The sequence below is a fragment of the Tardiphaga sp. 862_B3_N4_1 genome (assembly GCF_051811085.1).
GTDB lineage: Bacteria > Pseudomonadota > Alphaproteobacteria > Rhizobiales > Xanthobacteraceae > Tardiphaga > Tardiphaga robiniae.
In genome coordinates this window covers 2479938-2505154 of the sequence record NZ_JBPWQB010000002.1, presented here as the reverse complement: position 1 = coordinate 2505154, position 25217 = coordinate 2479938, and the positions used below count along the sequence as shown (strand labels likewise).

Below are 25217 nucleotides of genomic sequence, written 5' to 3'. Positions count from 1 at the left end.
TCGGCTCACTTATGTAGCTTCCCTGACCTGCTCCGCATCGGCCATGGCGAAAAACGCGCCCGCGGAGGCGATGCCGAACATCGCAGTACCATCGACCATCCGCTCCTCGCCCATGTCAACCAGATCGTAATAGACCGCCCGCGTCACCTTGGCCCACAGGTCACTGCGGACATGCAGGTAGGGCGTCAGCCCGCCGTCTTCAGCCATCTCGAATCGCAGCCGGTGTATGCTGTCACACTCCACCCAATCGTCCACATTAGTGCGAAACTTCAACACCGTGCCGCGCGTGTCCTGCTCCTTGAGCATCTCGACGGCGAGAAATGGGGCATCGTCCACGGTGATGCCGACCTTCTCCACGGGGGTCACGAGAAAGTGCTTGCCGCCCTCACGCTTCAGGATCGTTGAGAACAACCGCACCAATGCGGGCCGGCCGATCGGCGTTCCCAAATAGAACCACGTACCATCGCCAGCGATTCGCATGTCGAGATCGCCGCAGAATGGCGGATTCCACAGATGCACCGGCGGCAGGCCCTTGCCGGCTTTACCGTTGGCCGCCGCATCCCTCGCCGCAGTGGTCAGGCCATCCAGCCCCTGATTTGCGATCTGCCCTTGCTTCGCCATTGTTTGCCCTGACTTTACCACTGCCATTTGGCACGTTTGGTGCAAGTCTTGAACCTCAAGTCTTGAAACGTGCGGTGTCACATTCAAACTCGCCACAACGTGATGCAGTTCATAGCCGCATCCCGATATTGTGGGGATAGTTTAATTCAACAAATACATGGCCTTCGCTTAAGTTTAGCATCAGGTCCATGGAATACTAAGATGGCGTGACGACAAATGCGGCGGCGTATTTCAGGCGCCGTTCACCCGAAGGAGCAATGGATGGCTGGCGCTGACAGTGTCGAGAAACTCGAAGACGTGATTGTCCGCTCCGCGGAACAGGTGGCTGGCCAGATGCGCGCCGCCAAGGAAGCGATCTCCACTGTCATCTTCGGCCAGGAACGCGTCGTCGAAAACACGCTGGTGACCATCCTGTCCGGCGGCCATGCGCTGCTGATCGGTGTTCCGGGCCTCGCCAAAACCAAGCTGGTGGAAACGCTGGGCGTCACGCTCGGCCTCGATGCCAAGCGCATCCAGTTCACCCCCGACCTGATGCCTTCAGACATTCTCGGCGCCGAAGTGCTGGACGAGAGCGTCGCCGGCAAGCGCTCGTTCCGCTTCATCTCGGGACCTGTCTTCGCACAGCTTCTGATGGCCGACGAAATCAACCGCGCCTCGCCGCGCACGCAATCCGCATTGCTGCAGGCGATGCAGGAACAGCACATCACCGTCGCCGGCGCCCGGCACGATCTGCCGAAGCCGTTCCATGTGCTGGCCACGCAGAATCCGCTGGAACAGGAAGGCACCTATCCGCTGCCGGAAGCGCAGCTCGATCGCTTCCTGATGGAGATCGACGTCGATTATCCGGATCGCGACGCTGAACGCCGCATCCTGTTCGAAACCACCGGCGCCGAAGAAACCATCGCCAAGGCTGCCGTGACCGCTGAAACGCTGATTACCGCGCAGCGCCTAATCCGCCGTCTGCCGGTCGGCGACAGCGTGGTCGAAGCGATTCTTACATTGGTGCGCTCGGCACGTCCGGGACCGGACGCAGGCGATGCCAGCAAGCTGATCGCCTGGGGCCCAGGTCCTCGCGCATCACAGTCGCTGATGCTGGCAGTGCGTGCCCGTGCATTGCTCGATGGCCGTCTCGCGCCGTCGATCGACGACGTGCTCTATCTCGCCGAACCGATCCTGAAGCATCGTATGGCGCTGACCTTCTCGGCGCGTGCCGAAGGCCGCACAGTCCCCGACGTCATCCGTCAGCTCAAGACGCGGATCGGTTAATGGCCGCAGCGCCGGATCACGCCACGCAGGAGATCATCGCAGTCCGCCGCGCCGATGGTGAAAGCCGTTCGCTTGCTGCGTCATTGCCGCGTCTGGTGCTGGAGGCCCGGCGCATTGCTGCGACCGTCATCCATGGCCTGCATGGCCGGCGCCGCGCGGGCCATGGCGAAAGTTTCTGGCAATATCGTCGCTTCGTCTCCGGCGAACCGTCGCAGAATGTCGACTGGCGCCGTTCGGCGCGCGACGATCATTTGTATGTCCGCGAGCAGGAATGGGAAGCCGCGCACACCGTTTGGCTGTGGCCCGACCGGTCGCTGTCGATGACCTTTACCTCCAAGGGCGCGCGCGACAGCAAGCTCGAACGCGCGCTGATCGTCACCTTCGCACTGGCTGAATTGCTGGTGGCCGGCGGTGAACGCGTCGGCGTGCCCGGCCTGATGAATCCGACTTCCAGCCGCAGCGTCATCGACAAGATGGCGCAGGCGATGCTGCACGACACGACGAACCGCGCCAGCCTGCCACCTTCGTTTGTGCCCTCAGCACTGGCCGAGATCGTGGTGCTCGGCGACTTCTGGTCGCCGATGCCGGAGATCAAGGAGATGCTGGCCGGTCTGTCGTCATCCGGCGCGCATGGCGCACTGGTGCAGGTCGTAGATCCCGCCGAAGAGAGTTTCCCCTATTCCGGCCGCGTCGAATTCGTCGAGCCCGAAAGCGGCAACGTGATCACCGCAGGCCGTGCACAGACCTGGGCCGAGGATTACGTCGCCCGCGTCGCCGCGCATCGCGAGGAAATCCGCGCCGAGACCGCCAAGCTCGGCTGGCTGTTCTCGACACACACCACCAGCCGCTCGGCGGCTGAGCTGCTGCTGTTCCTGCATGGCGGCATGATGGTCAGCAAATCTGCCGGCGGCGGCATGGTCAAGGCAGGACGTTTAGCATGATCCCTGGCTTTCCGCTCGCCTTCGCCCAACCGCTGCTGCTGCTCGGCCTGATCAGCCTTCCGGTGCTATGGTGGCTGCTGCGCGTGATGCCACCGCGTCCGCAGCGCATCGCGTTTCCGCCGACACGTCTGCTGTTCGATATCACGCCGAAGGAAGAAACCCCGTCGCGCTCGCCCTGGTGGCTGACGCTGCTGCGCCTGCTGGCTGCGGCGCTCATTATCTTCGCTGCCGCCGGTCCGATCTGGAATCCGCAGACCGGCACGGCCGGCAGCAATGCGCCGCTGACGATTTTGCTGGACGATGGCTGGAGCGCCGCGGCGAGCTGGGACGCTCGCGTCAAGGCGGCGGATGAGCTGATTGCCAATGCCGACAGCAATCGCCGCGGCGTGGCCCTTGTTCCGCTGTCGGAACCGAACCGCGACATCACAATGCTACCCGGCGGCACCGCCCGCGTCGCGCTGCGCCAGCTCTCGCCGAAGCCCTATGCCATCGACCGCGTCGATACGCTGCCGGCGCTGGAGCGCTTCCTGAAGGCCACCGGCGACAGCGAAATCGTCTGGCTCTCCGACGGAGTCGACACCGGCCGTGGCGTTGACTTCACGCAAGGCCTTGCGAAGACCATCGGCGACCGCACACTGACCATCTATGACGGCGGAGCCACGCCGGCCCATGCGCTGGTCGCAGCGGAAAATGCCGCGGCGAAGATGACCGTGAAGGTGCTGCGCGCCAATAGCGGCGGCCCTGACGGCGGCGTGGTGCGCGGTCTCGACCAGAAGGGATCGCCGGTCGGCGAGGCCAAGTTCCTGTTCACGCCGAACGACCGCGAGACCGAAGCGTCGTTCGACCTACCTGTCGAATTGCGCAACGACATCGCACGGCTTGAAATCACCGGCGAACGCTCCGCCGGCGCCGTGCAACTGCTGGACAAGCGCTGGCGCCGTCGCGCCATCGGCATCGTCTCGGGCGCCACCAACGATACCGCGCAGCCGCTGCTAGCCTCGACCTTCTATCTCACCCGCGCATTGGCGCCGTTCGCTGACGTCCGCCTCGGCGATCGCGGCGCGCCGCAGCAGGCGATCACGCAGTTCCTCGACCAGAAGCTCCCAATGATCGTGCTGGCCGATGTCGGCACCCTGTCGCCGGAAATCCGCGAGCGTCTGAATGCCTGGATCGATGCGGGCGGCGTGCTGGTACGTTTCGCCGGCCCACGCCTCGCGCAAGGCGACGACGATCTCGTCCCGGTGAAACTGCGCCGCGGCGACCGCAGCCTCGGCGGCAGCCTGACCTGGGAGAAGCCGCAACATCTGGCGTCCTTCGCCGCCGATGGTCCCTTCGCCGGTCTGCCTGTCCCGAAAGACATCACCGTGAACCGCCAGGTGCTCGCCGAGCCGAACGCTGCGCTGGCCTCGAAAAGCTGGGCCTCGCTGGTCGACGGCACGCCGCTGGTCACCGGCGAACGCCGCGGCAAGGGTCTTGTGACGCTATTCCATGTCAGCGCCGATATGCGCTGGTCCGATCTGCCATTGTCTGGCACCTTCGTCGAAATGCTGCGCAGGGTCGTCGATATCTCCGGTTATACGTCCACGCCCGGTGCAGGTGTCGCCGGCGAGACCGGCGCGGAAACGGTCGCGCCGCTGCGCACGCTCGATGGATTCGGTGCCTTCACCCCGCCGCCATCGACAGCCAAGCCGCTCGCCGCTGACTATCGCGACCGCGCCACGCTCGATCACCCGCCGGGCTTCTATGGCCCTGCCGATGGCCCGCTCGCGGTGAATGCACTGGCATCGGCCGATCGCATTGAGCCTATCGATTTCTCAGGCCTGAAGGCCAACCGCGCCAGCTACACCAATGCCGAACCGCGCGACCTTCGCGGCATCCTGCTCTCCACGGCGCTGGCGCTGTTTTTGGTGGACGCGATCATCGTCGCGCTGCTCGGCGGTGCCATCGCCGCGATGTTCCGCCGCCGTGCTGTGTCTACCGCACTCGCAGTTGCTCTCGCGCTGACGAGTGTGATCGGCGCGCCGACGCCGTCACGCGCCGATCCGGCCAGCGACGATTTCGCCGTCAAAGCCGTATCGCAGACACGTCTCGCTTACGTCGTCACTGGGAATGCCGATGTCGACTCCATCGTGAAGTCGGGCATGACCGGACTGACGCTGTTTCTCGCGCAGCGTACCGCGCTGGAAGCAGGTGAGCCGGTCGGCGTCGATCCTTCTCGCGATGAACTGTCATTCTTCCCGCTGATCTACTGGCCGATCATTCCCGGCGCGGCTAAGCCGCCGCAGGAAGCCATCAACCGCATCGACGCTTACATGAAGCAAGGTGGCACGGTGCTGTTCGACACCCGCGACGCCGTCGAAGCCCCGCCCGGACCGAACGGCGAGTCGCAGACGCCCGGCATGCTGACGCTACGCAATATCCTGTCCTCGCTCGATGTGCCCGAGCTCGAGCCGGTGCCGCGCGAACATGTGCTGACCAAGACCTTCTATCTTCTGCGCGACTTCCCCGGCCGCTTCAATTCCGGACCGACCTGGGTCGAAACGCTGCCGCGCGATGATGGCGATGACGCTGCCTCGCGTCCGGCTCGCGGCGGCGACGGCGTATCGCCGATCATCATCACCTCGAACGATCTTGCCGGCGCCTGGGCGATGCGCCCCGATGGCCAGCCGATGCTGCCACTGACGCCCGGCGAACCGCGGCAGCGCGAATTTGCGTTCCGCGCCGGTGTCAACATCGTGATGTACACGCTGACCGGCAACTACAAGGCCGATCAGGTGCACGCGCCGGCGCTCATCGAACGTCTCGGACAATAGGAGCGCGACATGCAATACGGCATCGCGTTTACGCCCCTCGTCCCGACCATCGTACTGTGGATCGGCCTCGCCGCCATCGTGGCGATATCAGCATTGCTATTGCTCGGCCGTGCACGCGGTGCTGCAGTGCGTGTGGCCGCATTGGCGCTGATCCTGCTGGCGCTGGCCAATCCCTCCTTCACGCGCGAGGAGCGCGAGCCGCTGTCCTCGGTCGCCGCCGTCGTCATCGACAAGAGCCCGAGCCAGAATTTCGGCGAGCGCACCAAGGAAACCGAGGAAGCACAGAAGCAGCTGGTCGACCGGCTGAAGCAGGTCAAGGGCCTCGAAGTCCGTGTCGTCGAAGCCGGACAGGCCGATGGCGAGACCGACGGCACCAAATTGTTCGGCGCGTTGTCCTCTGCTCTCTCCGATGTACCGACAGATCGTGTCGCCGGCGCCTTCCTGATCACCGATGGCCGCGTTCACGATATTCCGGCCAATGTCGCCGGCCTCGGCTTCAATGCGCCGGTCCATGCGCTGATCACCGGCCGCAAGGACGAACGCGATCGCCGCATCGCCATCACCGCTGCTCCCAGATTTGGCATCGTCGGCCAGTCGCAGCGCGTCACGTTCCGGCTCGACGATCAGGGCGTCACCGGCGAACGCGCCCGCGTCGCCATTCGCCGCGACGGCGATACGCTGAGCGAGCGCACGGTGCTGTCGGGCCAGACCGTGTCGGTCGATATCGACATCAAACATGCTGGCCCGAATATCGTCGAGATCGAAGCCTCGCCGCTCGATAACGAACTCACTCTGGTCAACAACCGCGCCGTGGTCGCCATCGATGGCGTGCGCGACAAACTCCGCGTGCTGCTGGTGTCGGGCGAGCCGCACTCCGGCGAACGCACCTGGCGCAACCTGCTGAAGTCCGATGCGTCGATCGATCTCGTCCACTTCACGATTTTGCGCCCGCCGGAGAAGCAAGACGGCACGCCGATCAACGAGCTGTCGCTGATTGCGTTTCCGACCCGCGAACTGTTCCAGCAGAAGATTCACGAATTCCAGCTGATCATCTTCGATCGCTATGCCCGCCAGGGCGTGCTGCCGATCGCCTATTTCGACAATATCGCGCGCTATGTCCGCGCCGGCGGTGCCGTGCTGGTGTCGGCTGGTCCCGACTATGCATCGAACACGTCGATCTGGCGCACACCGCTGGATTCGGTGCTGCCTGCCGAACCTGTCGGTGTCAGCGAGAAACCGTTCTATGCGCATCTCAGCGATATCGGCAAACGTCACCCGGTGACGCGCGGTCTCGAAGGCTCCAATTCCGAGCCGCCAAAATGGAGCCGTTTCTTCCGCACCGTCGAGACCCGCAACACCACCACGCCGCCTGTGATGACTGGCGCCGACGGCCAGCCGCTGCTGCTACTGTCGCGTTCTGGCGAGGGCCGCGTCGCGCTGCTGCTGTCGGATCACATCTGGCTATGGGCGCGCGGCTATGAAGGCGGCGGCCCGCATCTCGATCTGCTTCGTCGCACGTCGCACTGGCTGATGAAGCAGCCGGATCTCGACGAGGAAGCACTCAAGCTGCAGAGTCAGGGCAAGGACCTCGTCGTGGTCAGGCAGACCATGGGCGACGCCGTGCAGCCCGTGACGGTGACCTCACCATCAGGCAAGACCCGCGAACTGACGCTGTCAGCCGGCGAGCCCGGTCTGTGGCGCGCGACCACGCCGGCCGATGAACTCGGTCTGTGGCAGGCCACCGACGGCACGCTGAAGGCGCTGATCAATGTCGGCCCGATCAACCCGAAGGAATTCTCCGAGGTCACCTCGACCACCGAGATGCTGAAGCCGCTGGCGCAGGCCAGTGGTGGCGACGCCCGACGGATCAATGAAGGCTCGGGCATCGAGCTGCCGCGCATCGTGCCGGTGCGCTCCTCGACCGTATTCCGCGGCGACGGCTGGATGGGCGTGCATATGCGCGATGCCAGCGTGGTCCGCGGCGTTGGCGTGCTGCCGATGTTTGCCGGCCTGATCGGGCTGCTGCTGCTGCTCGGCGCGTTTGCCGCGACGTGGCTCCGGGAGAGCCGATAGTACGAACCAATGGCGGCCGGGTCATTGCGCCGCGAGGTTCATCTCCCGCGTGAGACGCCCCCATTTGGCGCTTTCTGAGCGGATATAGGCCGCGAAGGCTTCCGGCGTCATTGGTGCCGGCTGTGCACCGATCGTCCGCAGCTTCTCGATCACGTCCGGGTCTCCCAGAGCCTTGACGAAGGCGGCATTCAAGCGCGTCACGATGTCACCAGGTGTCGCGGCGGGAGCCACGAGGCCGAACCAGCCCGTCGATTCAAACCCGGCAACACCTTGCTCATCGAGTGTGGGCACTTCGGGAAGGAACGGCACGCGCTTGGCACTGGTGACGCCAAGTGGTTTCAGTCGTCCGGCACGGATCAATTCCAGCGAACTGGGGATGTCCAACACCGCAAGCGGGATATGCCCGGCAAGGACATCGGTCACCGCAGGCCCTGTGCCCCGATAGGGAACGAGCGTCAGTTTGATATTCGTTGTTTGGAGAAACAGCGCAGCCGTCATGTGCATCACGGTGCCGTTGCCGCCATATCCCACCGATAGTTGCCCGGGCTTTGCAACAGCAGTCGCAAGCGCCTCTTTGAGCGTGGCAAATGGGGCGTCAGGCGCTGCGACCAGCACAAACGGGATATCGGCGAGCAGCGTAATCGGCGCCAGATCCTTGATCGGATCGAAAGACGTCGCCGGGCTGATATGAGGGTTGATGGTCAATGCGCCTGCCGGCGCCACGCCTAAGGTGTAGCCGTCAGGCTTCGCCTGCGCCACCGCCTGCATACCGATATTGCCGCCCGCGCCGCCGCGATTTTCGATGATGAAGCCCTGCTTCAGGTCTGCAGCGATCACCGGCTCAAGCGCACGAATGAAGATGTCGGCGCTGCCGCCTGGCGGAAAGGTGACGACAATCTTGATGAGTTGGTCAGGATAGGCGGCCCACACGGGCGTCGTCGTACCGACCACGATCGAACTGGCGGCGCCTGCAAGCAACATCCTGCGGGTCGGAGCGAATACAGTCATGCGATTGCTCCCGAAACAGTATGCGAGGCTGAGTTTTGGTGCGCGGCTGCGCTCCGATGCGTAGACGCGGTTCTGCCCGTGATGAGATCAATCAACGCGTCGGGGTCCGGCGGAGGGAGGCGACCACGCCAGGCAATATGCTGATCCGGCCGCACCAGCAGCAATGCTTCAGCGGGTTGCCCTGCATCGACCTCCGCTATCGACAGATCGATCAGCGTCAGAGGAACTCCGTTGCGGCGCGCGGCCTCTCTCAACGCAGTCACATCGCAAGCCGGATCGTAGCGCAAAAGCGTATAGCCGGGCCCCATCGCGTCAAAGATCGAACGGCCATCGCTCAGCCAGACATGCGGCATCCTGGCGCCCGGCACCGTCGAGGGTTCAAAATCGCCCATCGTATAGGCCGGCGGCGCCTCGCCATCATAGGCGATGACCGGTGACTGATCATAGAAGTAACCGAAATTGAGCCCCGCGCAGCAGTATTGCTTCACGTTGAGATCATATGCGGCACGGCCGACCGCGGCACGCGCCGCCGCACCCGCTTCGCTGTCTTCCTCGATCACCGCAGGTACTGCGCCGCGCTGGCTGATGCTGGCAAGCGCATGCTCCATCGCGAACCGTGACACCTGATCGGTGATCGGCTGACGTTCGGCCGCATAGGCATCGAGCAGACCGGCATCCGCCCAGCCGTTGAGATGCGCTGCGAGCATCCAGCACAGCGAAACTGCATCAGCGATGCCGGCGTTCATTCCGTAGCCGGCGTAAGGCATCCACAGATGCGCAGCATCCCCGCAGATGAAGGCGCGGCGGTCGCGGAAGCGATCGGCGACAAGACGGCGCCCGACCCAGTCTTCCTTGCTGACGACCTCGTAATTGAAATCAGGCCCGACGCCCAAAATTGTACGGATGGACCAGTCGCGATCGACCGAGTCGAATTCCGGCTCGTCCGGCTTGAGGTGATTGTGGATCAGCCACCGGTCATGCCCGTCGATGGCAACGACAGTGCCGGTACGGCGCGGGTTGAGCGCCAGCACCATCCAGGCTGGTGTGTGGGGCTGCATCAGGGTCTTCAGATCCGGCGCATCAATGAGGGTCGATTGAACCCGCTGGATCACAGGCGTTCCGACAAATGACGCGCCGATCAGCTTGCGTGTCAATGAGCGGCCGCCGTCACATCCAATGAGAAAACGGGCACGGATGGTGAAGGATCGGTCCTCATCGAGCCCACGGGCCTTGACCAAGACGCCCGATATGTCCTGATCGAAATGCACCATCTCGGTGCGGGACAAAATCGTGATCCTGGGATTGGCGGCCGCGTTCGCAAACAGAACAGGCTCCAGATAGATCTGGTTGATGCGGTGCGGCGGTTCGGGTGTCGGCCACCACGTGTCAGGTCCATCCGTTGCGGTGTAGCGCGTGGTGCGCGACGGGATGACGATCCGGCTGAGTTCGATGCCCGTTGCGGTGGTGCGATACGAACAATCGTTGGGAAAGTCGGGCGGCAGACCAGCGTCGCGGATTTGGGTCACGATGCCAAGCCGGCGAAAAACCTCCATCGATCGGGCCGAAACGTGATTGCATTTGACATTGGGCGGCTCGCCGGCATGCCGCGTCTCGAGCACGATCACGCCTATCCCTCTGGATGCAAGGTCCAGAGCAGCGGTAAGGCCCACGGGCCCGGCGCCGACAATAACGACGGATGTCTCATAGTCTTGCATGGCAGGTTCCCTCGACCGCGTCTGCGCGCGTTACGTTGAAGCTAGCCGCAACTCTTGATAAGAGAAGTCGCTTTTCCGGTATTAATTGATAAGATTACCTGATGAATATCACCCTTCGCCAACTGGAAGCACTCGTCGCGGTCAGCCGCACAGGCTCGATGACGCGCGCAGCTCAAGAACTTCACATCACCCAGGCGGCGGTCAGCCTGCTGCTCCGCCAGCTTGAATTGCAGTTAGGCCTGCCAATGTTCGACCGCACAACACGGTCGTGTGTACCGACCGCAGCCGGACGCGACGCAGTCCGAGCCGCAGAGCGTATGTTGGGCGACGCGCTCAGCCTCACGCGTCAGATGCGCAGCCTGTCGGAAGCACGGAGCGGCACAGTCGTCTTCGTCGCATCGGCCGGTGCAGCCTCCGCGCTCATGCCGGCCGTGCTCGCGACATTCCGCACCGCTTATCCCGACGTTGATGTCATCATGCGCGATGTCGCATCCGATCAGCTCGTAAGCGCGCTGCTCGCGTCGGACGCCGAATTCGCCATCGGCAGCGTGGATGGCCCGGTGCCCGAGGTGACGTTGACGCCTCTGGTGAGAGGGCGTCTCAGCGCCATCGGCTGGCCGGGTTGCCCGATCGCAGCGATGCAAACGCTATCGTGGGATGAACTCGCGACACTGCCGACCATCGCGATGCGCCGCGACACGCTGATCCGAGCACAGATCGACCGACGGCTGGGGCGCGATGGCAAGGTGCTCATCCCGACCCACGAAGTGTCGCTCATCAACACGGCGCTTTCGATGACGGCGAAGGGCATCGGCTATGCGATCTTGCCCTCCTATATGATGCCGACCGAGCAGTACCCAGGTCTGATCGCTTTCCAGCTCGTGCGCCCGGCGATCACCCGGCAGTTGTCCTGGGTGCAACAGACCGGCCGCAGCCTATCGCCCGCGGCGCTGCAATTTCAGAAGACGACGGCGCGTGTGCTCGCCAGCGCGCACACGGCGGCCATCGCAAGGCGCGGGACGGCGTAACGCACAATTTGGGTGTCTTTCGTCGCCACTCTGGTTGCCCCATCGATGCGTCGCCGCGAGCGTTGCCGTAATCCCACAGCCTGCCCGGTTTCTATGTCCGGCGATGACTGGCCGTTGACACCCGGCCGCCTGGCGCGCGATGTTACATTATAACATCGGTACTGGCAGACCTCTCCGCCAGCCGATGCGGGGCGGCCTGTCGGCATGAAGTGGTTTCGCACGAATATCAGACATGGGGCAAAGCTGGCGCTGTTCGCGCTGGCGGTGCAGCTCGTTCTGTCATTCGGACACGTCCATGGCGGGACCGTTCACGCAGCCCCTCTCGACACTGCCTTGGCACTCTCGGCCAGCGACGTTACGCAAACACCGGCTGCTCCGGACACTGACCACCATCACCGCGCCGCGGATCCCTGCGCCATTTGCGCCGTCATGGCGATGGCCGGCACGGCGCTGTTCGCTGTGCCGCCGGTGCTGCTGTTGCCGCAGGCTGCCGTCCTGCTGCAGCGGATCACCGAAGCTGAATTCGACCATCTCGACGCCATCAGCGGCGCGTCGCAGCCGCGCGGCCCTCCTGTTTCCTGACACGACCTTTGACGATCGCTGCCGCGAATTCCTCGCGAACGGCGTAACCGAAGTCAGATTCGCATCACCGCGAGTCCCGGCTCAAGCGCACAAACCGCGCCGCCGGTGAAGTCAGGACAAAAACTATGTCGATTCAATTCAAGCGCGCCCTCCTGCTCGGCACATCTGCCGTGGTGGGACTGAGCTGCCTCCCGCAATCCGTGCTGGCGCAGACGCAGCTTCCCGCCGTGGAAGTCACCGCGCCAAGCCCGATCGTGCGCCGCAAGCCGGTGCCGTCACGCACCGCGCATACTCATGTCACGCGCCCCGCGCCGAACCGCAATGCCGCGCCGGTGCCCGTCGAGGCAGAGCCGGCCGTGCAGGCGCAGCAGGGCGAACTCCCGATCGTTACCGATCAGTTCGCCACCGTCACCGTGGTGCCGAATGACGAGATCCGCCGTTCCGGTGCCTCGACGCTCGGCGACCTGCTCGCCAACAAGCCTGGCATAACCGGCTCCGGCTACGCACCGGGCGCATCAAGCCGGCCGATCATCAGGGGTCTCGACGTCAATCGTGTCGGCATCGTCGAAAACGGCATTGGCAGCAACGGCGCATCCGACCTCGGCGAAGATCATTTCGTGCCGGTGGATCCGTTTGCCGCCAATCAGATCGAGGTGATCCGCGGCCCGGCGACGCTGCGTTATGGCTCGCAATCGATCGGCGGCGTGGTCAGCGCGTCCAACAATCGCATTCCCGATGCGCTGCCGAACTGCGCCGTGGCGGCGCCGTTCCAGAGCTACGGCATGCCGGTGAAGGCGCCGGCCGCCGGTCTCGCGGCGCCGGGCTGCATGAATGCCGAAGTCCGCACCTCGTTCAGTTCGGTGGATCGCGGTGTTGATGGCGGCATCCTGCTCGATGCCGGCGGCGGCAATGTCGCGGTTCATGCCGATGTCTATGGACGCAAGGCCGGCGACTACAATGTGCCGAGCTATCCCTATGCCGATCCCGGCCTTGCCTTCAATGGACGTCAGCCGAACTCGGCTAACCAGTCGGCCGGCGCATCGGTCGGCGGCTCCTACTTCTTCACCGGCGGCTATATCGGCGCGGCGATCACCCAGAACAACACGACCTATCGCATTCCGGGCGTTGAAGGCGCGCAGGTCGGCACCCGTATCGCCGGCCAGCAGACCAAGTTCACGGCCAAGGGCGAATATCGCCCGGACGCCGCGGCGGTCGAAGCGATCCGCTTCTGGGTCGGCGCGACCAACTACAAGCACAACGAGATCGGCCTTGCCGACGCCAGCGACCTCTTGTCCGATGGCGTGCGCCAGACCTTCACCAACAAGGAGCAGGAAGGCCGGCTCGAAGTGCAGATGATGCCCTTCAACGCACGTTTCGCCACGATCACGTCGGCCTTCGGCCTGCAGGTCAATCATCAGGAGCTGACGGCACCGAGCCCCGATGACATCGGCAGCCCGCTCAATGGTCTGTGGGATCCGAATAAGAACACAAGGATTGCCGGCTACAGCTTCAACGAGTTCAAATTCACCGAAACCACGAAGGCGCAGATCGCCGGCCGCATCGAGCATGTCGAACTGTCAGGCACGACGCCATCGTCGATCCCGAACGAGTTCGATCTCAATGCCGATCCTGGCGCGATCGGTCCGGCGGTCGGGCGTAACCTCACCTTCACGCCGAAGAGCGGCAGCATCGGCCTGATCCAGGACCTGCCCTGGTATGGGCTCTCCGCCAGCATCACCGCGCAATATACCGAGCGCGCACCGAAGCCCGCCGAACTGTTCTCGCGCGGCGGACATGATGCGACCGAGACCTTCGACATCGGCAATCCCAATCTCGGCATCGAGACGGCGAAGTCGGTCGAACTCGGCCTGCGCCGCGCCGCCGGTCCGTTCCGCTTCGAGCTCACCGGTTACTACACGCAATATAGCGGCTTCATCTATCGCCGCCTGACCGGCAACACCTGCGGAGACGGAGTCTGCCAGGCGGGGCTTGGCCTCGAACTGAACCAGGCGATCTATTCGCAGCGTGACGCCACCTTCCGCGGCGGCGAATTCCAGAGCCAGCTCGATGTTGCGCAGATCTATGGCGGCACATGGGGTATCGAGACCCAGGCCGACATCGTGCGCGCGACCTTCAGCGACGGCACCAATGTGCCGCGCATTCCGCCGGTGCGTGCCGGCGGCGGCCTGTTCTGGCGCGATGCCAACTGGTTCGCGCGCGTGAACTTGCTGCACGCTTTCGCGCAGAACGACATCGCTGAGATCGCGGAGACGCCGACATCGGGCTACAACCTGCTGAAAGCGGAAGTGAGCTACAAGACGCTGCTCGATCCGCGCATCTACGGCGCCAAGGAAATGACCCTCGGCGTGGTCGGCAACAATCTGTTGAACGAGACCATCCGCAACGCGGTGTCCTATAACAAGGACAATGTGCTGCAGCCCGGGCTGAACGTGCGGGCATTTGCTAGTGTGAAGTTCTGATTGGTACTCGTCGTTCCGGGGCGTGCATTCAGCGCGGCTGAATGCGCGAACCCGGAACCTCATGCGGTTCTATCACTTCGAGATTCCGGGTTCGCTCGCAGCTAACGCTGCGCGCGCCCCGGAATGACGGCTTGGATCAAAAAATTACTTCGCCGCGTCCCAATCCGGCCGAACGGCGCCGGCGAGACCCGTAGCGGCGCCCTCCACCAGCTCGAGCACAAGCAACCGGTTTTGATCGACCGGACCCGGCATGGTCACATTGCCCTTAGGGATCGCCTTGAAGCCGACCCGGCGGTAATAGGGCTCGTCGCCGACCAGCACGATGAGCTTGTGCCCCTTCTTGCGCGCATCGGCGATGGCGCGGTCCAGCAGCTTGCGGCCGACGCCGCGGCTGCGGAATGGCGGCTCGACGGTCAGCGGCCCGAGCAGCAGTGCCGGCGTATCACCCACACAGATCGGCAATTGCCGGACCGAGCCGACCAGCAGCGTGCCGATCCGTGCCGTGAAAGACAGGTCGAGCAGATGACCGACATGTTCACGCAGCCGGTAGGCTGATAGCACGTAACGGCCCGGGCCGAAGGTGCGGGCATGCAGCCGTTCGATGATCTGGGCGTCGTTGGCGGTTTCCGCCAGGATGGTCAGAGAAAGGTCATTCATGTCGGGAGGCGGGATAGCATTTGGCGGGCGCGCGGTCCATTGCCCGGGCGGACGGGATCAGACCCGCCAGGTAGCACTGATCGGCTTGCCGTCGAAGATCTCGGCCAGCCGCAGCCGGGTGCCCTCGGTGGTGTCGTGAGGCAGGGCATCGAGGGCGAAGAAACCGGTTTCGGCGATTTCGCGATTGGGCTCGGGCAACCAGTCCTGCCGGAACTGCCTGACCACATAGACCGCCACATGATCGCGGATCGAGACGTGACTGTTGAGAAAGACACCATGCAGAACCGGCTCTCCCGTGAGTTCGATGCGCCCCTCTTCCCGCAGCTCCATGTCTAGCGCCTCGCGAAAGGTCTGGCCGACTTCGACGCCGCCGCCGGGTAGATACCAGCCGGTGACATAAGTATGCCGGACTAGAAACACGCGATTGTCAGCGTCCAGCACCACGGCGCGGACGCCCAAGGTCATGCCGCGGGCGAAGCGGAAATACAGATGCACGAATTTGCGCAGGGTCGGCTCCAGCCGCTGCCGCAACGTCGGTGAGGTCATCGCGGCAAATTCCTGGCTGGCGACACGGTGGGTGCTTGCGTCATATGCCCCACCTTGCCAAAACATGCAGGGATTTCACAGGCATGAGGGCGCATTGAGCCGGCTTGTTCACATACGCGCAGGGGCAGATCGCTTCTCATGACCGCTTTCACCCTCGCCCATCTGTCCGATCCGCATGTTCCGCCGATGCCAGAGCCGCACTGGCGCGAGCTCCTGGGGCAGCGCGTGCTCGGCTATCTGAACTGGCGGCGTAACCGGCATCTGATCCACCGCCGCGATATGCTGGATGTCATCGTCAGCGACATGCAGGCGCAGCAGCCGGACCATATTGCCGTCACTGGCGATCTCGTGAATCTCGCCCTGGATGCCGAATTCCCGCGCGCGCGCCGCTGGATCGAAAGCGTCGGCACACCGGACAAGGTCTCGCTGGTACCCGGCAATCACGACGGCTATGTGCGCGGAGCACCCGAACGTTTCGCCGAGACTTTCGGCGACTATATGCGCAGTGACGGCACCCCCGATACGCGCTTTCCATTTCTGCGTATCCGCAGCCCGCTGGCTCTGATCGGCGTGTCGTCGAGTGTGCCAACCGCGCCGTTCATGGCGACGGGCTCGCTCGGCGACGCACAGCTTAGGGCGCTCAACATTATGCTTGGCGGCCTCGCCGACGCTCATCTGTTTCGCGTATTGCTGATTCATCATCCACTACGCTCAAAGCAGAAAATGAAGCGACTGACGGATTCCGAAGCGCTGCAAGCTGTGCTCAAGCGCCACGGCGTCGAACTGATCCTGCACGGCCACGACCACATTCATTCGACCATGTGGTTCGACGGCCCACAGCGGCGCATTCCCGCAATCGGCGTGCCATCGGCATCATCGGTTGCACACGGCCACAAGCCGGCAGCGGCCTACAATCTGTTCGCCATCGAACGCGACGGCGAACGCTGGCGCTGCGAGCAGACGGTGCGAGGGTTCGGGGGCAGCAATATGGTGCACGAGCTGACGCGGACGATGCTGGTGTAGCGTGACTAATGTCCGCGCACGGACACGAACAACGCGAGCGCAAATAGTCCCACGACGCCGACAATCACACCGAACACGAACGGCCAGAATCTGCTGCGCGGCTTCTTCACCGCCGTCGCTACCTCCGGCGCCGGCATTGTCACCAGCGCGTGCTCGCGCTCAATCATGCGGCGCGCGATATAGTCGGTGACCGCCTTTACGATGGTCGGAATGTCATGCGCCTCGCCCAGCACCACGCGGCCATGGCGGGTGTCCTGCACGAAGCGATACATGCGCTTGTCACGCCCCATGGCGACATGGGCGACCATGTCGATCCACAGCCGCGGCGTGTCGCCCTGGCTAATGCCCCGGTCGAACATCTCGATGCCAACAGGAATCTCGGCGAACAGCGGATCGAGCGCTTCATTGAGGATCTCCAGCCGCGCCACTTCGGCATCGCGCAACTCGACGACGACACCGGTGCGATCGGCCGCCTCGATGCGAGCCTGACGCAACGCGTCGCGCAGTCGCTGCGGCCTGACTTCCTCGACAGGCTTCGTCCCGTTACTCGCCACGCTGGACCCCTTTCTGGCTGCCTGAGCGCGCCATCCACCGGGCAGTAACCTATCAGTAACCACGAGTGCCGGAAAGGCCGTTTGTTTCCAGAGGCTTGGCCGCTAAACGCATCAACGGCCCCACCCGGTTTCCCGGATGAGGCCGCTGATATCCTTGGACGTCTTCTTATGGGCAAATCAGCGACAGGCTTGAGGCGAGCGGCGGCACTGGCGCCGCTCGGGTCTCAGCCTCAGGCGAACCGTCGGTCCTAAGCGACCTGGCGGCTCGGCTCTTCGACGATGGAGAAGCGGACGCCGGCGCGGTGGCGATTCTCTTCCGACACGGTCTTCCAGGCTTCTTCGGCCTGCTTGCGCGTCTTGAACGGGCCCTGCACCTGGGCCGAGCCTTCAACCAGCTTGTGGAAGTTCATCGAACCGAACTCGCCGCCGATGACCCAGAAATTGCTACCGTGTGACATGTCGTGCTCCTGTTCATTCCTTAAATCGACATTCGTGACATGCGATGCATTCACCGTGTGAACAGATAACGCCATGTCAGGCAAAACCACCAGATGCCTTGTGTTTGAATGGTGATGTGATGTAACATCACGACTTGTAATAAATGTCATTTTGTCGATTTTGTCACAATCAACGACCGAGTGGCGACTCGGGAACCAGGAATTGGCGCGGATGGCGGGCGAGTCTGGCAAGAAGCTGTTCGTGGGGCCGCGCTTCAGGCGGATCCGGCAGCAACAGGGCCTGTCCCAGACCCAGATGGCAGAGGGCCTCGGCATTTCGCCGAGCTACATCAATCTGATTGAGCGCAACCAGCGGCCGGTCACCGCGCAGTTGCTGCTGCGCCTCGCCGAGACCTATGACCTCGATCTCCGCGATCTCGCGACGGCGGATGAAGATCGCTTCTTCGCGGAGCTGAACGAGATCTTTTCCGATCCGCTGTTTCGCCAGATCGATTTGCCGAAACAGGAATTGCGCGACCTTGCCGAACTCTGTCCCGGCGTCACGCATGCGCTGCAGCGGCTCTACGCGGCCTATACCGAAGCGCGGCGCGGCGAGACCATGGTGGCGGCGCAGATGGCCGATCGGCACGAAGGCGCGCCATTCGAAGCCAATCCGATCGAGCGCGTGCGTGATTTGATCGAAGCCAACCGCAACTACTTCCCCGAACTCGAAGCGGCCGCCGAAAGCCTGCGCGACGAGATCAACGTGCCGTCGCAGGATCTGTTTGCGGCGCTGAGCACGCGACTGCGCGACAAATATTCGATCGTCACTCGCATCATGCCGGTGGATGTGATGCGCGAGACGCTCAGACGTTTCGACCGACATCGCCGGCAGCTGCTGATCTCGGAAATGGTCGATGCGCCCGGCCGCGCCTTTCAGGTCGCATTCCAAATCGGCCTCGTCGAGTGCTCATCGCATTTCGAGACCATCATCGGCCGCGCCGGGCCGCTCGACGACACCACACGGCGGCTCTATCGCATCACGCTGGCCAACTATTTCGCAGCCGCCGCGCTGATGCCCTATGCGGCGTTCCATGCCGCCGCGGAAGCGCTGAGCTACGACGTGCAGGTGCTCGGCCAGCGCTTCAATGTCGGCTTCGAGCAGATCTGCCATCGCCTGACAACGCTGCAGCGCCCGAACGCGCGCGGCGTGCCCTTTTTCATGCTGCGCGTCGACAATGCCGGCAACGTCTCGAAGCGGTTTTCATCCGGCACCTTCCCGTTTTCGAAATTCGGCGGCACCTGCCCGCTGTGGAACGTGCATTCGACCTTCGACACGCCGGACCGCCTGCTGAGCCAGGTGATAGAACTCCCCGACGGCAGCCGCTATTTCTCCATCGCACAGACGCTACGCCGGCCCGCAGCGCCGCATCCGCAGCCGCAACCGCGCTTCGCCATCGGCCTCGGCTGCGAGATCCGCCATGCCGGCAAGCTAGCCTATTCAGCAGGCCTCGATCTGGAGAAGACTGAAGGCACGCCGATCGGCGTCAATTGCCGCCTCTGCGAGCGCGAGAATTGCAGCCAGCGCGCCGAGCCGCCGATCACGCGCAGTCTGATCCTGGACGAGAATACGCGGCGGGTATCGTCATTTGCTTTCAGCAATGCGCGGGAACTATAATTGCAAGGTCTTCCCGATCGCCCCTAACTTTGAGGCCATTGATGACGTTGCTGGTCCGGGAAATGCTGCCGTCCGAAGCTCACGTCGTCAGCACTTATTTCCACAATGCCACGCCGGAATTCCTGGAAACGATGGGCGTCGATCCAACCAGGATGCCGCCGGCGCTGATCTGGCAAGAGCGTATCGGCCAACAATATGCACTCCCGCCGGAACGCCGCGCCGCCGTTGTCGCGCTGTGGCTAATGGATAATCAGCCCATCGGGTTTTCCAGTTGTGACAAGATTGTCTACGGCGAAAGCGCCACCATGCATCTTCACGTGCTGCACCCGGATAAACGGCAGAGCGGTATCGGCACTCAATGCGTCCGCCAGAGCGCCGCACTTTATTTCGATATGCTGAAGCTGAAATCGCTGTTCTGCGAGCCGAATGCCTTCAACATCGGGCCGAATCGAACCTTGCAAAAAGCCGGCTTCAAGTATGTGAAGACCCATATGACCGTACCCGGACCGTTGAATTTTCATCAGGCCGTGACACGGTGGGTCCTCGAGCGCTGATGCTTGTATGACATGTCATGGCCGGGCTTGACCCGGCCATCCATCTTGAATGTTAGTGTGGAAGAAAGATGGATGCCTGGATCAAGTCCGGGTACGACAGCGGAGAGGTCTGGTTCATGCTGCGAATGTCTGTGCGATTCACAATTCTCGTTGCAGCATCTGCCCTTATCTCCTTCACCTCCCCCGCCTCCGCGCAGCGCGCAGCGTCCTGTCATGGCGGCCAGAGCTTCGACCAATTCCTTGCCGGGCTGAAACAGCAGGCTGTCGCTAGCGGGGTATCGCAGCGCGCGATGGCGGAAGCGGCGCCCTATCTCGTCTACGATCAGGGCATCGTCAATCGCGACCGCGGGCAGCGGGTGTTCGGGCAGTTGTTCACGCAATTTGCCGGACGCATGGCGGCGGATTACCGGATGCAGAACGGGCAGCTCAAGATCAAGGCGAACGCCGCAGCCTTTGCGCGCGCCGAGAAGGAATATGGCGTGCCGCCGGCCGTCATCGCGGCGTTCTGGGCACTGGAGAGCGACTTCGGGGTGCAGATGGGCAATCTGCAGACGCTACGCTCGCTGGTGTCGCTGGCCTATGACTGCCGGCGCTCGAAGATGTTTCAGGACGAGACCATCGCCGCGCTGAAGATCATCGATCGCGGTGACCTGTCGCCGGCCGAGATGATCGGCTCATGGGCCGGCGAACTCGGCCAGACGCAGTTCCTGCCGACGCACTACTTCAACTATGCCGTCGACTACGACGGCGATGGCCATCGTAATTTGCTGCGCAGCCCCGCCGACGTGATCGGCTCGACGGCGCATTACATTTCCACGGGCCTTAAATGGCGGCGCGGCGAACCATGGCTGCAGGAGGTGCGCGTCACCGAGAACGTACCTTGGGATCAGGCCGATCTCACTATTCAACTGCCGCGCGCCAAATGGGCGTCATTCGGCGTCAGCTATCCCGATGGACGGCCGCTGCCGAATGACAGTATGCCGGCCTCGCTGCTGCTGCCGATGGGCCGGCACGGTCCCGCTTTCCTCGCTTACGCGAATTTCGCCGCCTATACCGAATGGAATAATTCGCTGATCTATTCGACCACCGCGGCCTATCTCGCCACCCGCATCAATGGCGCCTCCAAGATGCGGCAGCCCTCCGCCCCTGTCGCGCAGCTGTCACATCCCGAACTTCGCGAGCTGCAGCAACTGCTGGCGAAGCGCGGCTTCAATGTCGGCAAGATCGACGGCATCCTCGGCCAGCAGAGCCGCACGGCGGTCAAGGCCATGCAGGTCAAGTTCGGCCTGCCCGCGGACTCCTGGCCGACGGCTGAATTGCTCACAGCATTGAAATCCGGGGGATAAAGCGAAGCGAAGAATCGGTATCCCCTTATCGGGATAAGCCTCGAAATTTCTTCTCTTTTGTGAGGCCGGGCGGTTGAAATCAGCCAACCGCGCCCCAACTCCATGCAACAGCATCTTTCTCGACCTGCCGCGCTGTGCCTCGAAACGCATCACAAAAGAGCATCCTCATGCCGTTCTATGATTCCGTCGTGCCTGCCTATCTGCAGATGCTGGGCAGTCTGTCCGCTGGGCTGGAAAAGGCCGAAACCTATGCTGCCGCAAAGAAGATCGAGCCCGCCGTCCTGCTCGGCACGCGACTTTTCCCGGACATGCTGCCGCTGAGCCGGCAGGTCCAGCTCTCCTGCGATTTCGCCACCAAGGGCAGCGCGCGCCTGTCCGGCAGCGAAGTGCCGGCGGTGCCGGATACCGAAACGACCTTCGATGAATTGCAGCAGCGAATCGGCAGGACCGTCGATTACCTGAAGAACTACAAGCCCGCCCAATTCGACGGCGGCGAGACCCGGGAGATCACCTTCCCCACCGGCCCCGGCAAGACCACCACCATGTCCGGCCAGCAATTCCTCACCAGCTTCTCGCTACCGAGCTTCTATTTCCACATCACCACTGCCCACGGCATCCTGCGGATGTGCGGCATCGATGTCGGCAAGCGCGACTTCCTCGGCGCGCAGTAAGCCGCGCCATCACCGCAGGATATTCGGCTGCTGGCCGACCGATAGAGAGATCATGATCATTCAATCCGTCATCGCCACGATCGTTTTATCCTGAACCAACGACATGCAGCGCAGCGGTATTGCCAATGCGCTGCATGATGCCCAATTCGATTTCACCTTTCATCGACTGGATCATTCATCATGAGCACGTCCAAACTCTTCGAACCCTACAAGCTTGGTGCAAACACGCTGACCAATCGCACGGTGATGGCGCCGCTGACGCGCAATCGCGCATTGCCGGGCAACGTGCCGAACCCGCTGGCGATCGAATATTATAGCCAGCGTGCCAGCGCCGGCCTTTTGGTAACCGAAGGCACACCCGTCTCGCAGCAGGGCCAGGGCTATCAGGACGTCCCGGGCATCTACACCAAGGAGCAGATCGCTGGCTGGAAGAAGGTGACCGAGGCCGTGCATGCCAAAGGCGGTCACATCTATATGCAGATCTGGCACGTCGGCCGCATCTCGCATGTCAGCCTGCAGCCGAATGGCGGAGCGCCGGTGGCCCCTTCGGCGATCCGCGCCAACACCAAGACCTTCGTCAACAACACCTTCACCGACGTCTCGGAGCCCCGCGCGCTGGAGCTGGGTGAAATTCAAGGCGTCATTGATAGTTTCGCACGCGGCGCTGCCAATGCGGTCGAGGCCGGTTTCGACGGCGTAGAGATCCATGGCGCCAACGGTTATCTGCTTGAGCAATTCGCGCGTGACAGCACCAACAAGCGCACCGACGCCTATGGCGGTTCGCTCGAGAACCGCGCCAAACTGATGCTGGAAGTGGCCGCGGCAGTTGCCAAGGAAATCGGCGGCGACAGAACCGGTATCCGCATCTCGCCGGTGACGCCGGCCAACGATGCCGCCGCCGACAAGCAGGCCCAAAAGCTGTTCGACTACATCACCGACGGGCTCAGCGCCGAGAAGCTCGTCTATCTGCATGTCGTCGAAGGCGCGACCGGCGGTCCGCGCGACGTCGCACCGTTCGACTATGCCAGCCTGCGCAAGCGCTTCAAGGGTACATATATCGCCAATAACGGCTTCGATCTCGCGCTGGCCAACAAGGTGCTCGCGGCCGATGCCGCCGACCTGATCGCCTTCGGCAAGCCGTTCATCTCGAATCCGGATCTGGTCGAGCGCCTGAAGATCGGCGCACCACTCAACGATGCCGACAAGGCGACGTTCTATGGCGGCGGCGCGAAGGGCTACACGGATTACCCGGTGCTGGGCGCGAAGCAGGCAGCGGAGTAAGTACGCCGTCATTCCGGGGCGCACACGCATCTTTGCGGGCGCGAACCCGGAATGACAGCAAGAGAAAAGGCCGGGATCGCTCCCGGCCTTTTTTGTTGTTCAGAAAGTTCGCCTTAGTTCGACGCGCGCTTCTGCGGCGGGGTCGCAGGCCACGACTTGATCAGGGTGTCGTAGTCCACCGTCTCGCCCTTCGGCTTCTCGTTCGCCAGCTTGCGCTGGGGCGCGATGTTGCCGTCCTTGGCGGACTTCGCATACCAGAACTCGGCCGTTTCCTTCTTGTTCAGCTTCGGTCCGCATTCGCCCTGAACCTTGGATCGTTCAAGACGTTCGAGCACCGAATCCTGAGCTGCGGCCAGTGAGTCCATCGCCTGCTGCGGGGTCTTCGCACCGGACGACGCATCGCCGATGTTCTGCCACCACAACTGCGCCAGCTTCGGATAATCCGGGATGTTGTTGCCGGTCGGCGACCACTGCACGCGGGCCGGCGAGCGATAGAACTCGACCAGACCGCCGAGCTTCGGCGCACGTTCGGTGAACGACTTGTCCCAGATATCGCTCTCACGGATGAAGGTGAGACCGACATGGCTCTTCTTCAGCGACACCGTCTTCGAGGTGATGAACTGCAGATAGAGCCAGGCCGCCTTGCGGCGATCGGCCGGGGTCGACTTGAGCAGCGTGCCCGAACCGACGTCCTGATAGCCGAGCTTCATGCCTTCCTTCCAGTACGAGCCATGCGGCGACGGGGCCATGCGCCACTTCGGCGTACCGTCGGCATTCATGACCGCAAGACCCGGCTTCACCATGTCGGCGGTGAAGGCGGTGTACCAGAACATCTGCTGGGCGATATTGCCCTGCGCCGGCACCGGCCCCGACTCCGAGAAGGTCATGCCTTGCGCCTGCGGCGGGGCATACTTCTTCATCCAGTCGAGGTATTTCGCGATCGAGTAGACCGCTGCCGGACCGTTGGTATCGCCGCCGCGCTCGACGGAGGAGCCCACCGGACGGCAGCCTTCCATGCGGATGCCCCATTCATCGACGGGCAGACCGTTCGGAAGACCCCTGTCGCCGTTGCCGGCCATCGACAGCCAGGCGTCGGTGAAACGCCAGCCGAGCGACGGATCCTTCTTGCCGTAGTCCATGTGGCCATAGACCTTGACGCCGTTGATCTCCTTGATGTCGTTGGTGAAGAACTCGGCAATATCTTCATAGGCCGACCAGTTCACGGGCACGCCGAGATCGTAGCCATACTTGGCCTTGAACTTGGCCTTGTAGTCGGGATTGGTGAACCAGTCGTACCGGAACCAGTAAAGGTTGGCGAACTGCTGGTCGGGCAGTTGATACATCTTCTTGTCCGGCGCGGTGGTGAAGGACGTTCCAATGAAGTCCTTGACGTCGAGCGTCGGGCTGGTGACGTCCTTGCCTTCTGCGGTCATGTAGTCCGACAGCGCGATGGTCTGGCCGTAGCGGAAATGCGTGCCGATCAGGTCGGAGTCGTTGATCCAGCCGTCATAGACGTTCTTGCCGGACTGCATCTGGGTTTGCAGCTTCTCGACCACGTCGCCTTCCTGGATCAGGTCGTGCTTCAGCTTGATGCCGGTGATTTCGGAGAACGCCTTGGCCAGCGTGCGCGATTCGTATTCGTGCGTGGTGATGGTTTCGGAGACGATATTGATCTCCAAGCCTTTGAACGGCTGCGCGGCCTTCTCGTACCACTGCAGTTCTTTCAGCTGCTCTGCCTTCGACAGCGTCGATGGCTGGAATTCGCTGTCGATCCACTTCTGAATGGTGGCGTCGTCGGCCTTGGCCGGTGCGGCGAGCAACGCAGTCGCCGTGATCAACGCAGCAGCGCTGGTCATCATGATATGGCGCGTCGGGCGACGTGCCTGTGTCGTCAGGTGCCTCATAGCTTCCTCCCTCACTTCTGTTTCAGGCCCGGGTTCATC

The 25217-nt window shown here is 63.0% G+C and carries 21 protein-coding genes; 13 read left to right on the top strand and 8 right to left on the bottom strand.

Going from position 1 to position 25217, the window contains the following annotated elements; translation table 11 throughout:
• Positions 1-9: 9 nt before the first annotated feature.
• A complete protein-coding gene (locus AB8B02_RS29095) occupies positions 10-621 on the bottom strand; it encodes a DUF1285 domain-containing protein (RefSeq protein WP_120288354.1) in 612 nt (203 codons plus the stop codon).
• A gap of 261 nt (positions 622-882) precedes the next feature.
• Between AB8B02_RS29095 and AB8B02_RS29090 the strand changes: the two genes are divergently transcribed.
• The 4 genes from AB8B02_RS29090 to AB8B02_RS29075 are packed head-to-tail and all read left to right on the top strand — an operon-like array spanning position 883 to position 7714.
• Positions 883-1887 carry an AAA family ATPase gene (locus AB8B02_RS29090; RefSeq protein WP_089262552.1) on the top strand — a complete coding sequence of 335 codons (1005 nt, stop codon included), beginning with the start codon at positions 883-885 and terminating at the stop codon, positions 1885-1887.
• The gene (locus AB8B02_RS29085) at positions 1887-2828 is read left to right on the top strand and encodes a DUF58 domain-containing protein (protein ID WP_439065863.1); all 942 of its coding nucleotides are present in this window, start codon (positions 1887-1889) and stop codon (positions 2826-2828) included. Before AB8B02_RS29090 ends, AB8B02_RS29085 begins: the two co-directional genes overlap by 1 nt.
• Complete coding sequence (locus tag AB8B02_RS29080) at positions 2828-5641, top strand: DUF4159 domain-containing protein (protein WP_120289097.1); 2814 nt, start codon at positions 2828-2830, stop codon at positions 5639-5641. The genes AB8B02_RS29085 and AB8B02_RS29080 overlap by 1 nt, the downstream gene beginning before the upstream one ends.
• A gap of 9 nt (positions 5642-5650) precedes the next feature.
• Entirely contained in the window at positions 5651-7714 is a 2064-nt protein-coding gene (locus AB8B02_RS29075; protein ID WP_120288352.1) for a hypothetical protein, read from the top strand.
• A gap of 21 nt (positions 7715-7735) precedes the next feature.
• Here the strand turns inward: AB8B02_RS29075 and AB8B02_RS29070 are convergent, their stop codons facing one another.
• Positions 7736-8722 (bottom strand): tripartite tricarboxylate transporter substrate binding protein, encoded by a 987-nt coding sequence (locus AB8B02_RS29070; protein ID WP_120288351.1) that lies wholly within the window; start codon positions 8720-8722, stop codon positions 7736-7738.
• On the bottom strand, positions 8719-10437 hold the full coding sequence (locus AB8B02_RS29065; RefSeq protein ID WP_120288350.1) for an FAD-dependent oxidoreductase: 1719 nt from the start codon (positions 10435-10437) through the stop codon (positions 8719-8721). Before AB8B02_RS29065 ends, AB8B02_RS29070 begins: the two co-directional genes overlap by 4 nt.
• 101 nt (positions 10438-10538) lie before the next feature.
• Here AB8B02_RS29065 and AB8B02_RS29060 point away from each other — a divergent pair, with 101 nt between their 5' ends.
• The 3 genes from AB8B02_RS29060 (at position 10539) to AB8B02_RS29050 (ending at position 14527) form a co-directional block, all read left to right on the top strand.
• A complete protein-coding gene (locus tag AB8B02_RS29060; protein WP_120288349.1) occupies positions 10539-11465 on the top strand; it encodes a LysR family transcriptional regulator in 927 nt (308 codons plus the stop codon).
• A gap of 204 nt (positions 11466-11669) precedes the next feature.
• Complete coding sequence (locus AB8B02_RS29055; RefSeq protein ID WP_120288348.1) at positions 11670-12047, top strand: DUF2946 domain-containing protein; 378 nt, start codon at positions 11670-11672, stop codon at positions 12045-12047.
• 125 nt (positions 12048-12172) lie between these two features.
• Positions 12173-14527 (top strand): TonB-dependent receptor domain-containing protein, encoded by a 2355-nt coding sequence (locus AB8B02_RS29050; protein WP_120288347.1) that lies wholly within the window; start codon positions 12173-12175, stop codon positions 14525-14527.
• Between the two features lie 144 nt (positions 14528-14671).
• On the opposite strand, the gene AB8B02_RS29045 is transcribed toward AB8B02_RS29050, so the two are convergent.
• Both AB8B02_RS29045 and AB8B02_RS29040 read right to left on the bottom strand, forming a co-directional pair.
• Positions 14672-15184 carry a GNAT family N-acetyltransferase gene (locus tag AB8B02_RS29045; RefSeq protein WP_093759621.1) on the bottom strand — a complete coding sequence of 171 codons (513 nt, stop codon included), beginning with the start codon at positions 15182-15184 and terminating at the stop codon, positions 14672-14674.
• A gap of 57 nt (positions 15185-15241) precedes the next feature.
• Entirely contained in the window at positions 15242-15730 is a 489-nt protein-coding gene (locus AB8B02_RS29040) for an NUDIX domain-containing protein (RefSeq protein WP_093760065.1), read from the bottom strand.
• Positions 15731-15868: 138 nt separating this feature from the next.
• Here AB8B02_RS29040 and AB8B02_RS29035 point away from each other — a divergent pair, with 138 nt between their 5' ends.
• Positions 15869-16753 (top strand): metallophosphoesterase family protein, encoded by an 885-nt coding sequence (locus AB8B02_RS29035; protein WP_120288346.1) that lies wholly within the window; start codon positions 15869-15871, stop codon positions 16751-16753.
• A gap of 5 nt (positions 16754-16758) precedes the next feature.
• Here the strand turns inward: AB8B02_RS29035 and AB8B02_RS29030 are convergent, their stop codons facing one another.
• Complete coding sequence (locus AB8B02_RS29030) at positions 16759-17307, bottom strand: hypothetical protein (RefSeq protein WP_120288345.1); 549 nt, start codon at positions 17305-17307, stop codon at positions 16759-16761.
• Positions 17308-17555: 248 nt separating this feature from the next.
• Positions 17556-17765, bottom strand: coding sequence for a DUF4170 domain-containing protein (locus AB8B02_RS29025; RefSeq protein WP_068733054.1), 210 nt, complete (start codon positions 17763-17765; stop codon positions 17556-17558).
• A 211-nt stretch (positions 17766-17976) separates the two neighbouring features.
• Here AB8B02_RS29025 and AB8B02_RS29020 point away from each other — a divergent pair, with 211 nt between their 5' ends.
• The 5 genes from AB8B02_RS29020 to AB8B02_RS29000 all read left to right on the top strand — a co-directional run bounded on the left by AB8B02_RS29020 (position 17977) and on the right by AB8B02_RS29000 (position 23274).
• Positions 17977-19422, top strand: a complete 1446-nt coding sequence (locus AB8B02_RS29020) for an XRE family transcriptional regulator (RefSeq protein WP_120288344.1) — start codon at positions 17977-17979, stop codon at positions 19420-19422.
• Between the two features lie 41 nt (positions 19423-19463).
• Positions 19464-19976 carry a GNAT family N-acetyltransferase gene (locus tag AB8B02_RS29015; protein ID WP_120288343.1) on the top strand — a complete coding sequence of 171 codons (513 nt, stop codon included), beginning with the start codon at positions 19464-19466 and terminating at the stop codon, positions 19974-19976.
• Between the two features lie 116 nt (positions 19977-20092).
• Positions 20093-21322 carry a lytic murein transglycosylase gene (locus AB8B02_RS29010; RefSeq protein WP_439065862.1) on the top strand — a complete coding sequence of 410 codons (1230 nt, stop codon included), beginning with the start codon at positions 20093-20095 and terminating at the stop codon, positions 21320-21322.
• A 167-nt stretch (positions 21323-21489) separates the two neighbouring features.
• The gene (locus AB8B02_RS29005; RefSeq protein ID WP_120288342.1) at positions 21490-21993 is read left to right on the top strand and encodes a DUF1993 domain-containing protein; all 504 of its coding nucleotides are present in this window, start codon (positions 21490-21492) and stop codon (positions 21991-21993) included.
• 180 nt (positions 21994-22173) lie between these two features.
• Positions 22174-23274 (top strand): alkene reductase, encoded by a 1101-nt coding sequence (locus AB8B02_RS29000; RefSeq protein ID WP_439065861.1) that lies wholly within the window; start codon positions 22174-22176, stop codon positions 23272-23274.
• Positions 23275-23387: 113 nt separating this feature from the next.
• Here AB8B02_RS29000 and AB8B02_RS28995 read toward each other — a convergent pair whose 3' ends face one another.
• Positions 23388-25178 (bottom strand): ABC transporter substrate-binding protein, encoded by a 1791-nt coding sequence (locus AB8B02_RS28995; protein ID WP_439065860.1) that lies wholly within the window; start codon positions 25176-25178, stop codon positions 23388-23390.
• Between the last annotated feature and the right edge of the window lie 39 nt (positions 25179-25217).

Coding starts and splice junctions, on each gene's coding strand:
- AB8B02_RS29095 (WP_120288354.1), bottom strand. CDS start 621: ATGGCGAAGCAAGGGCAGATCGCAAATCAGGGGCTGGATGGCCTGACC.
- AB8B02_RS29090 (WP_089262552.1), top strand. CDS start 883: ATGGCTGGCGCTGACAGTGTCGAGAAACTCGAAGACGTGATTGTCCGC.
- AB8B02_RS29085 (WP_439065863.1), top strand. CDS start 1,887: ATGGCCGCAGCGCCGGATCACGCCACGCAGGAGATCATCGCAGTCCGC.
- AB8B02_RS29075 (WP_120288352.1), top strand. CDS start 5,651: ATGCAATACGGCATCGCGTTTACGCCCCTCGTCCCGACCATCGTACTG.
- AB8B02_RS29070 (WP_120288351.1), bottom strand. CDS start 8,722: ATGACTGTATTCGCTCCGACCCGCAGGATGTTGCTTGCAGGCGCCGCC.
- AB8B02_RS29065 (WP_120288350.1), bottom strand. CDS start 10,437: ATGCAAGACTATGAGACATCCGTCGTTATTGTCGGCGCCGGGCCCGTG.
- AB8B02_RS29060 (WP_120288349.1), top strand. CDS start 10,539: ATGAATATCACCCTTCGCCAACTGGAAGCACTCGTCGCGGTCAGCCGC.
- AB8B02_RS29055 (WP_120288348.1), top strand. CDS start 11,670: ATGAAGTGGTTTCGCACGAATATCAGACATGGGGCAAAGCTGGCGCTG.
- AB8B02_RS29050 (WP_120288347.1), top strand. CDS start 12,173: ATGTCGATTCAATTCAAGCGCGCCCTCCTGCTCGGCACATCTGCCGTG.
- AB8B02_RS29045 (WP_093759621.1), bottom strand. CDS start 15,184: ATGAATGACCTTTCTCTGACCATCCTGGCGGAAACCGCCAACGACGCC.
- AB8B02_RS29040 (WP_093760065.1), bottom strand. CDS start 15,730: ATGACCTCACCGACGTTGCGGCAGCGGCTGGAGCCGACCCTGCGCAAA.
- AB8B02_RS29035 (WP_120288346.1), top strand. CDS start 15,869: ATGACCGCTTTCACCCTCGCCCATCTGTCCGATCCGCATGTTCCGCCG.
- AB8B02_RS29025 (WP_068733054.1), bottom strand. CDS start 17,765: ATGTCACACGGTAGCAATTTCTGGGTCATCGGCGGCGAGTTCGGTTCG.
- AB8B02_RS29020 (WP_120288344.1), top strand. CDS start 17,977: ATGGCGGGCGAGTCTGGCAAGAAGCTGTTCGTGGGGCCGCGCTTCAGG.
- AB8B02_RS29015 (WP_120288343.1), top strand. CDS start 19,464: ATGACGTTGCTGGTCCGGGAAATGCTGCCGTCCGAAGCTCACGTCGTC.
- AB8B02_RS29010 (WP_439065862.1), top strand. CDS start 20,093: ATGCTGCGAATGTCTGTGCGATTCACAATTCTCGTTGCAGCATCTGCC.
- AB8B02_RS29005 (WP_120288342.1), top strand. CDS start 21,490: ATGCCGTTCTATGATTCCGTCGTGCCTGCCTATCTGCAGATGCTGGGC.
- AB8B02_RS29000 (WP_439065861.1), top strand. CDS start 22,174: ATGAGCACGTCCAAACTCTTCGAACCCTACAAGCTTGGTGCAAACACG.
- AB8B02_RS28995 (WP_439065860.1), bottom strand. CDS start 25,178: ATGAGGCACCTGACGACACAGGCACGTCGCCCGACGCGCCATATCATG.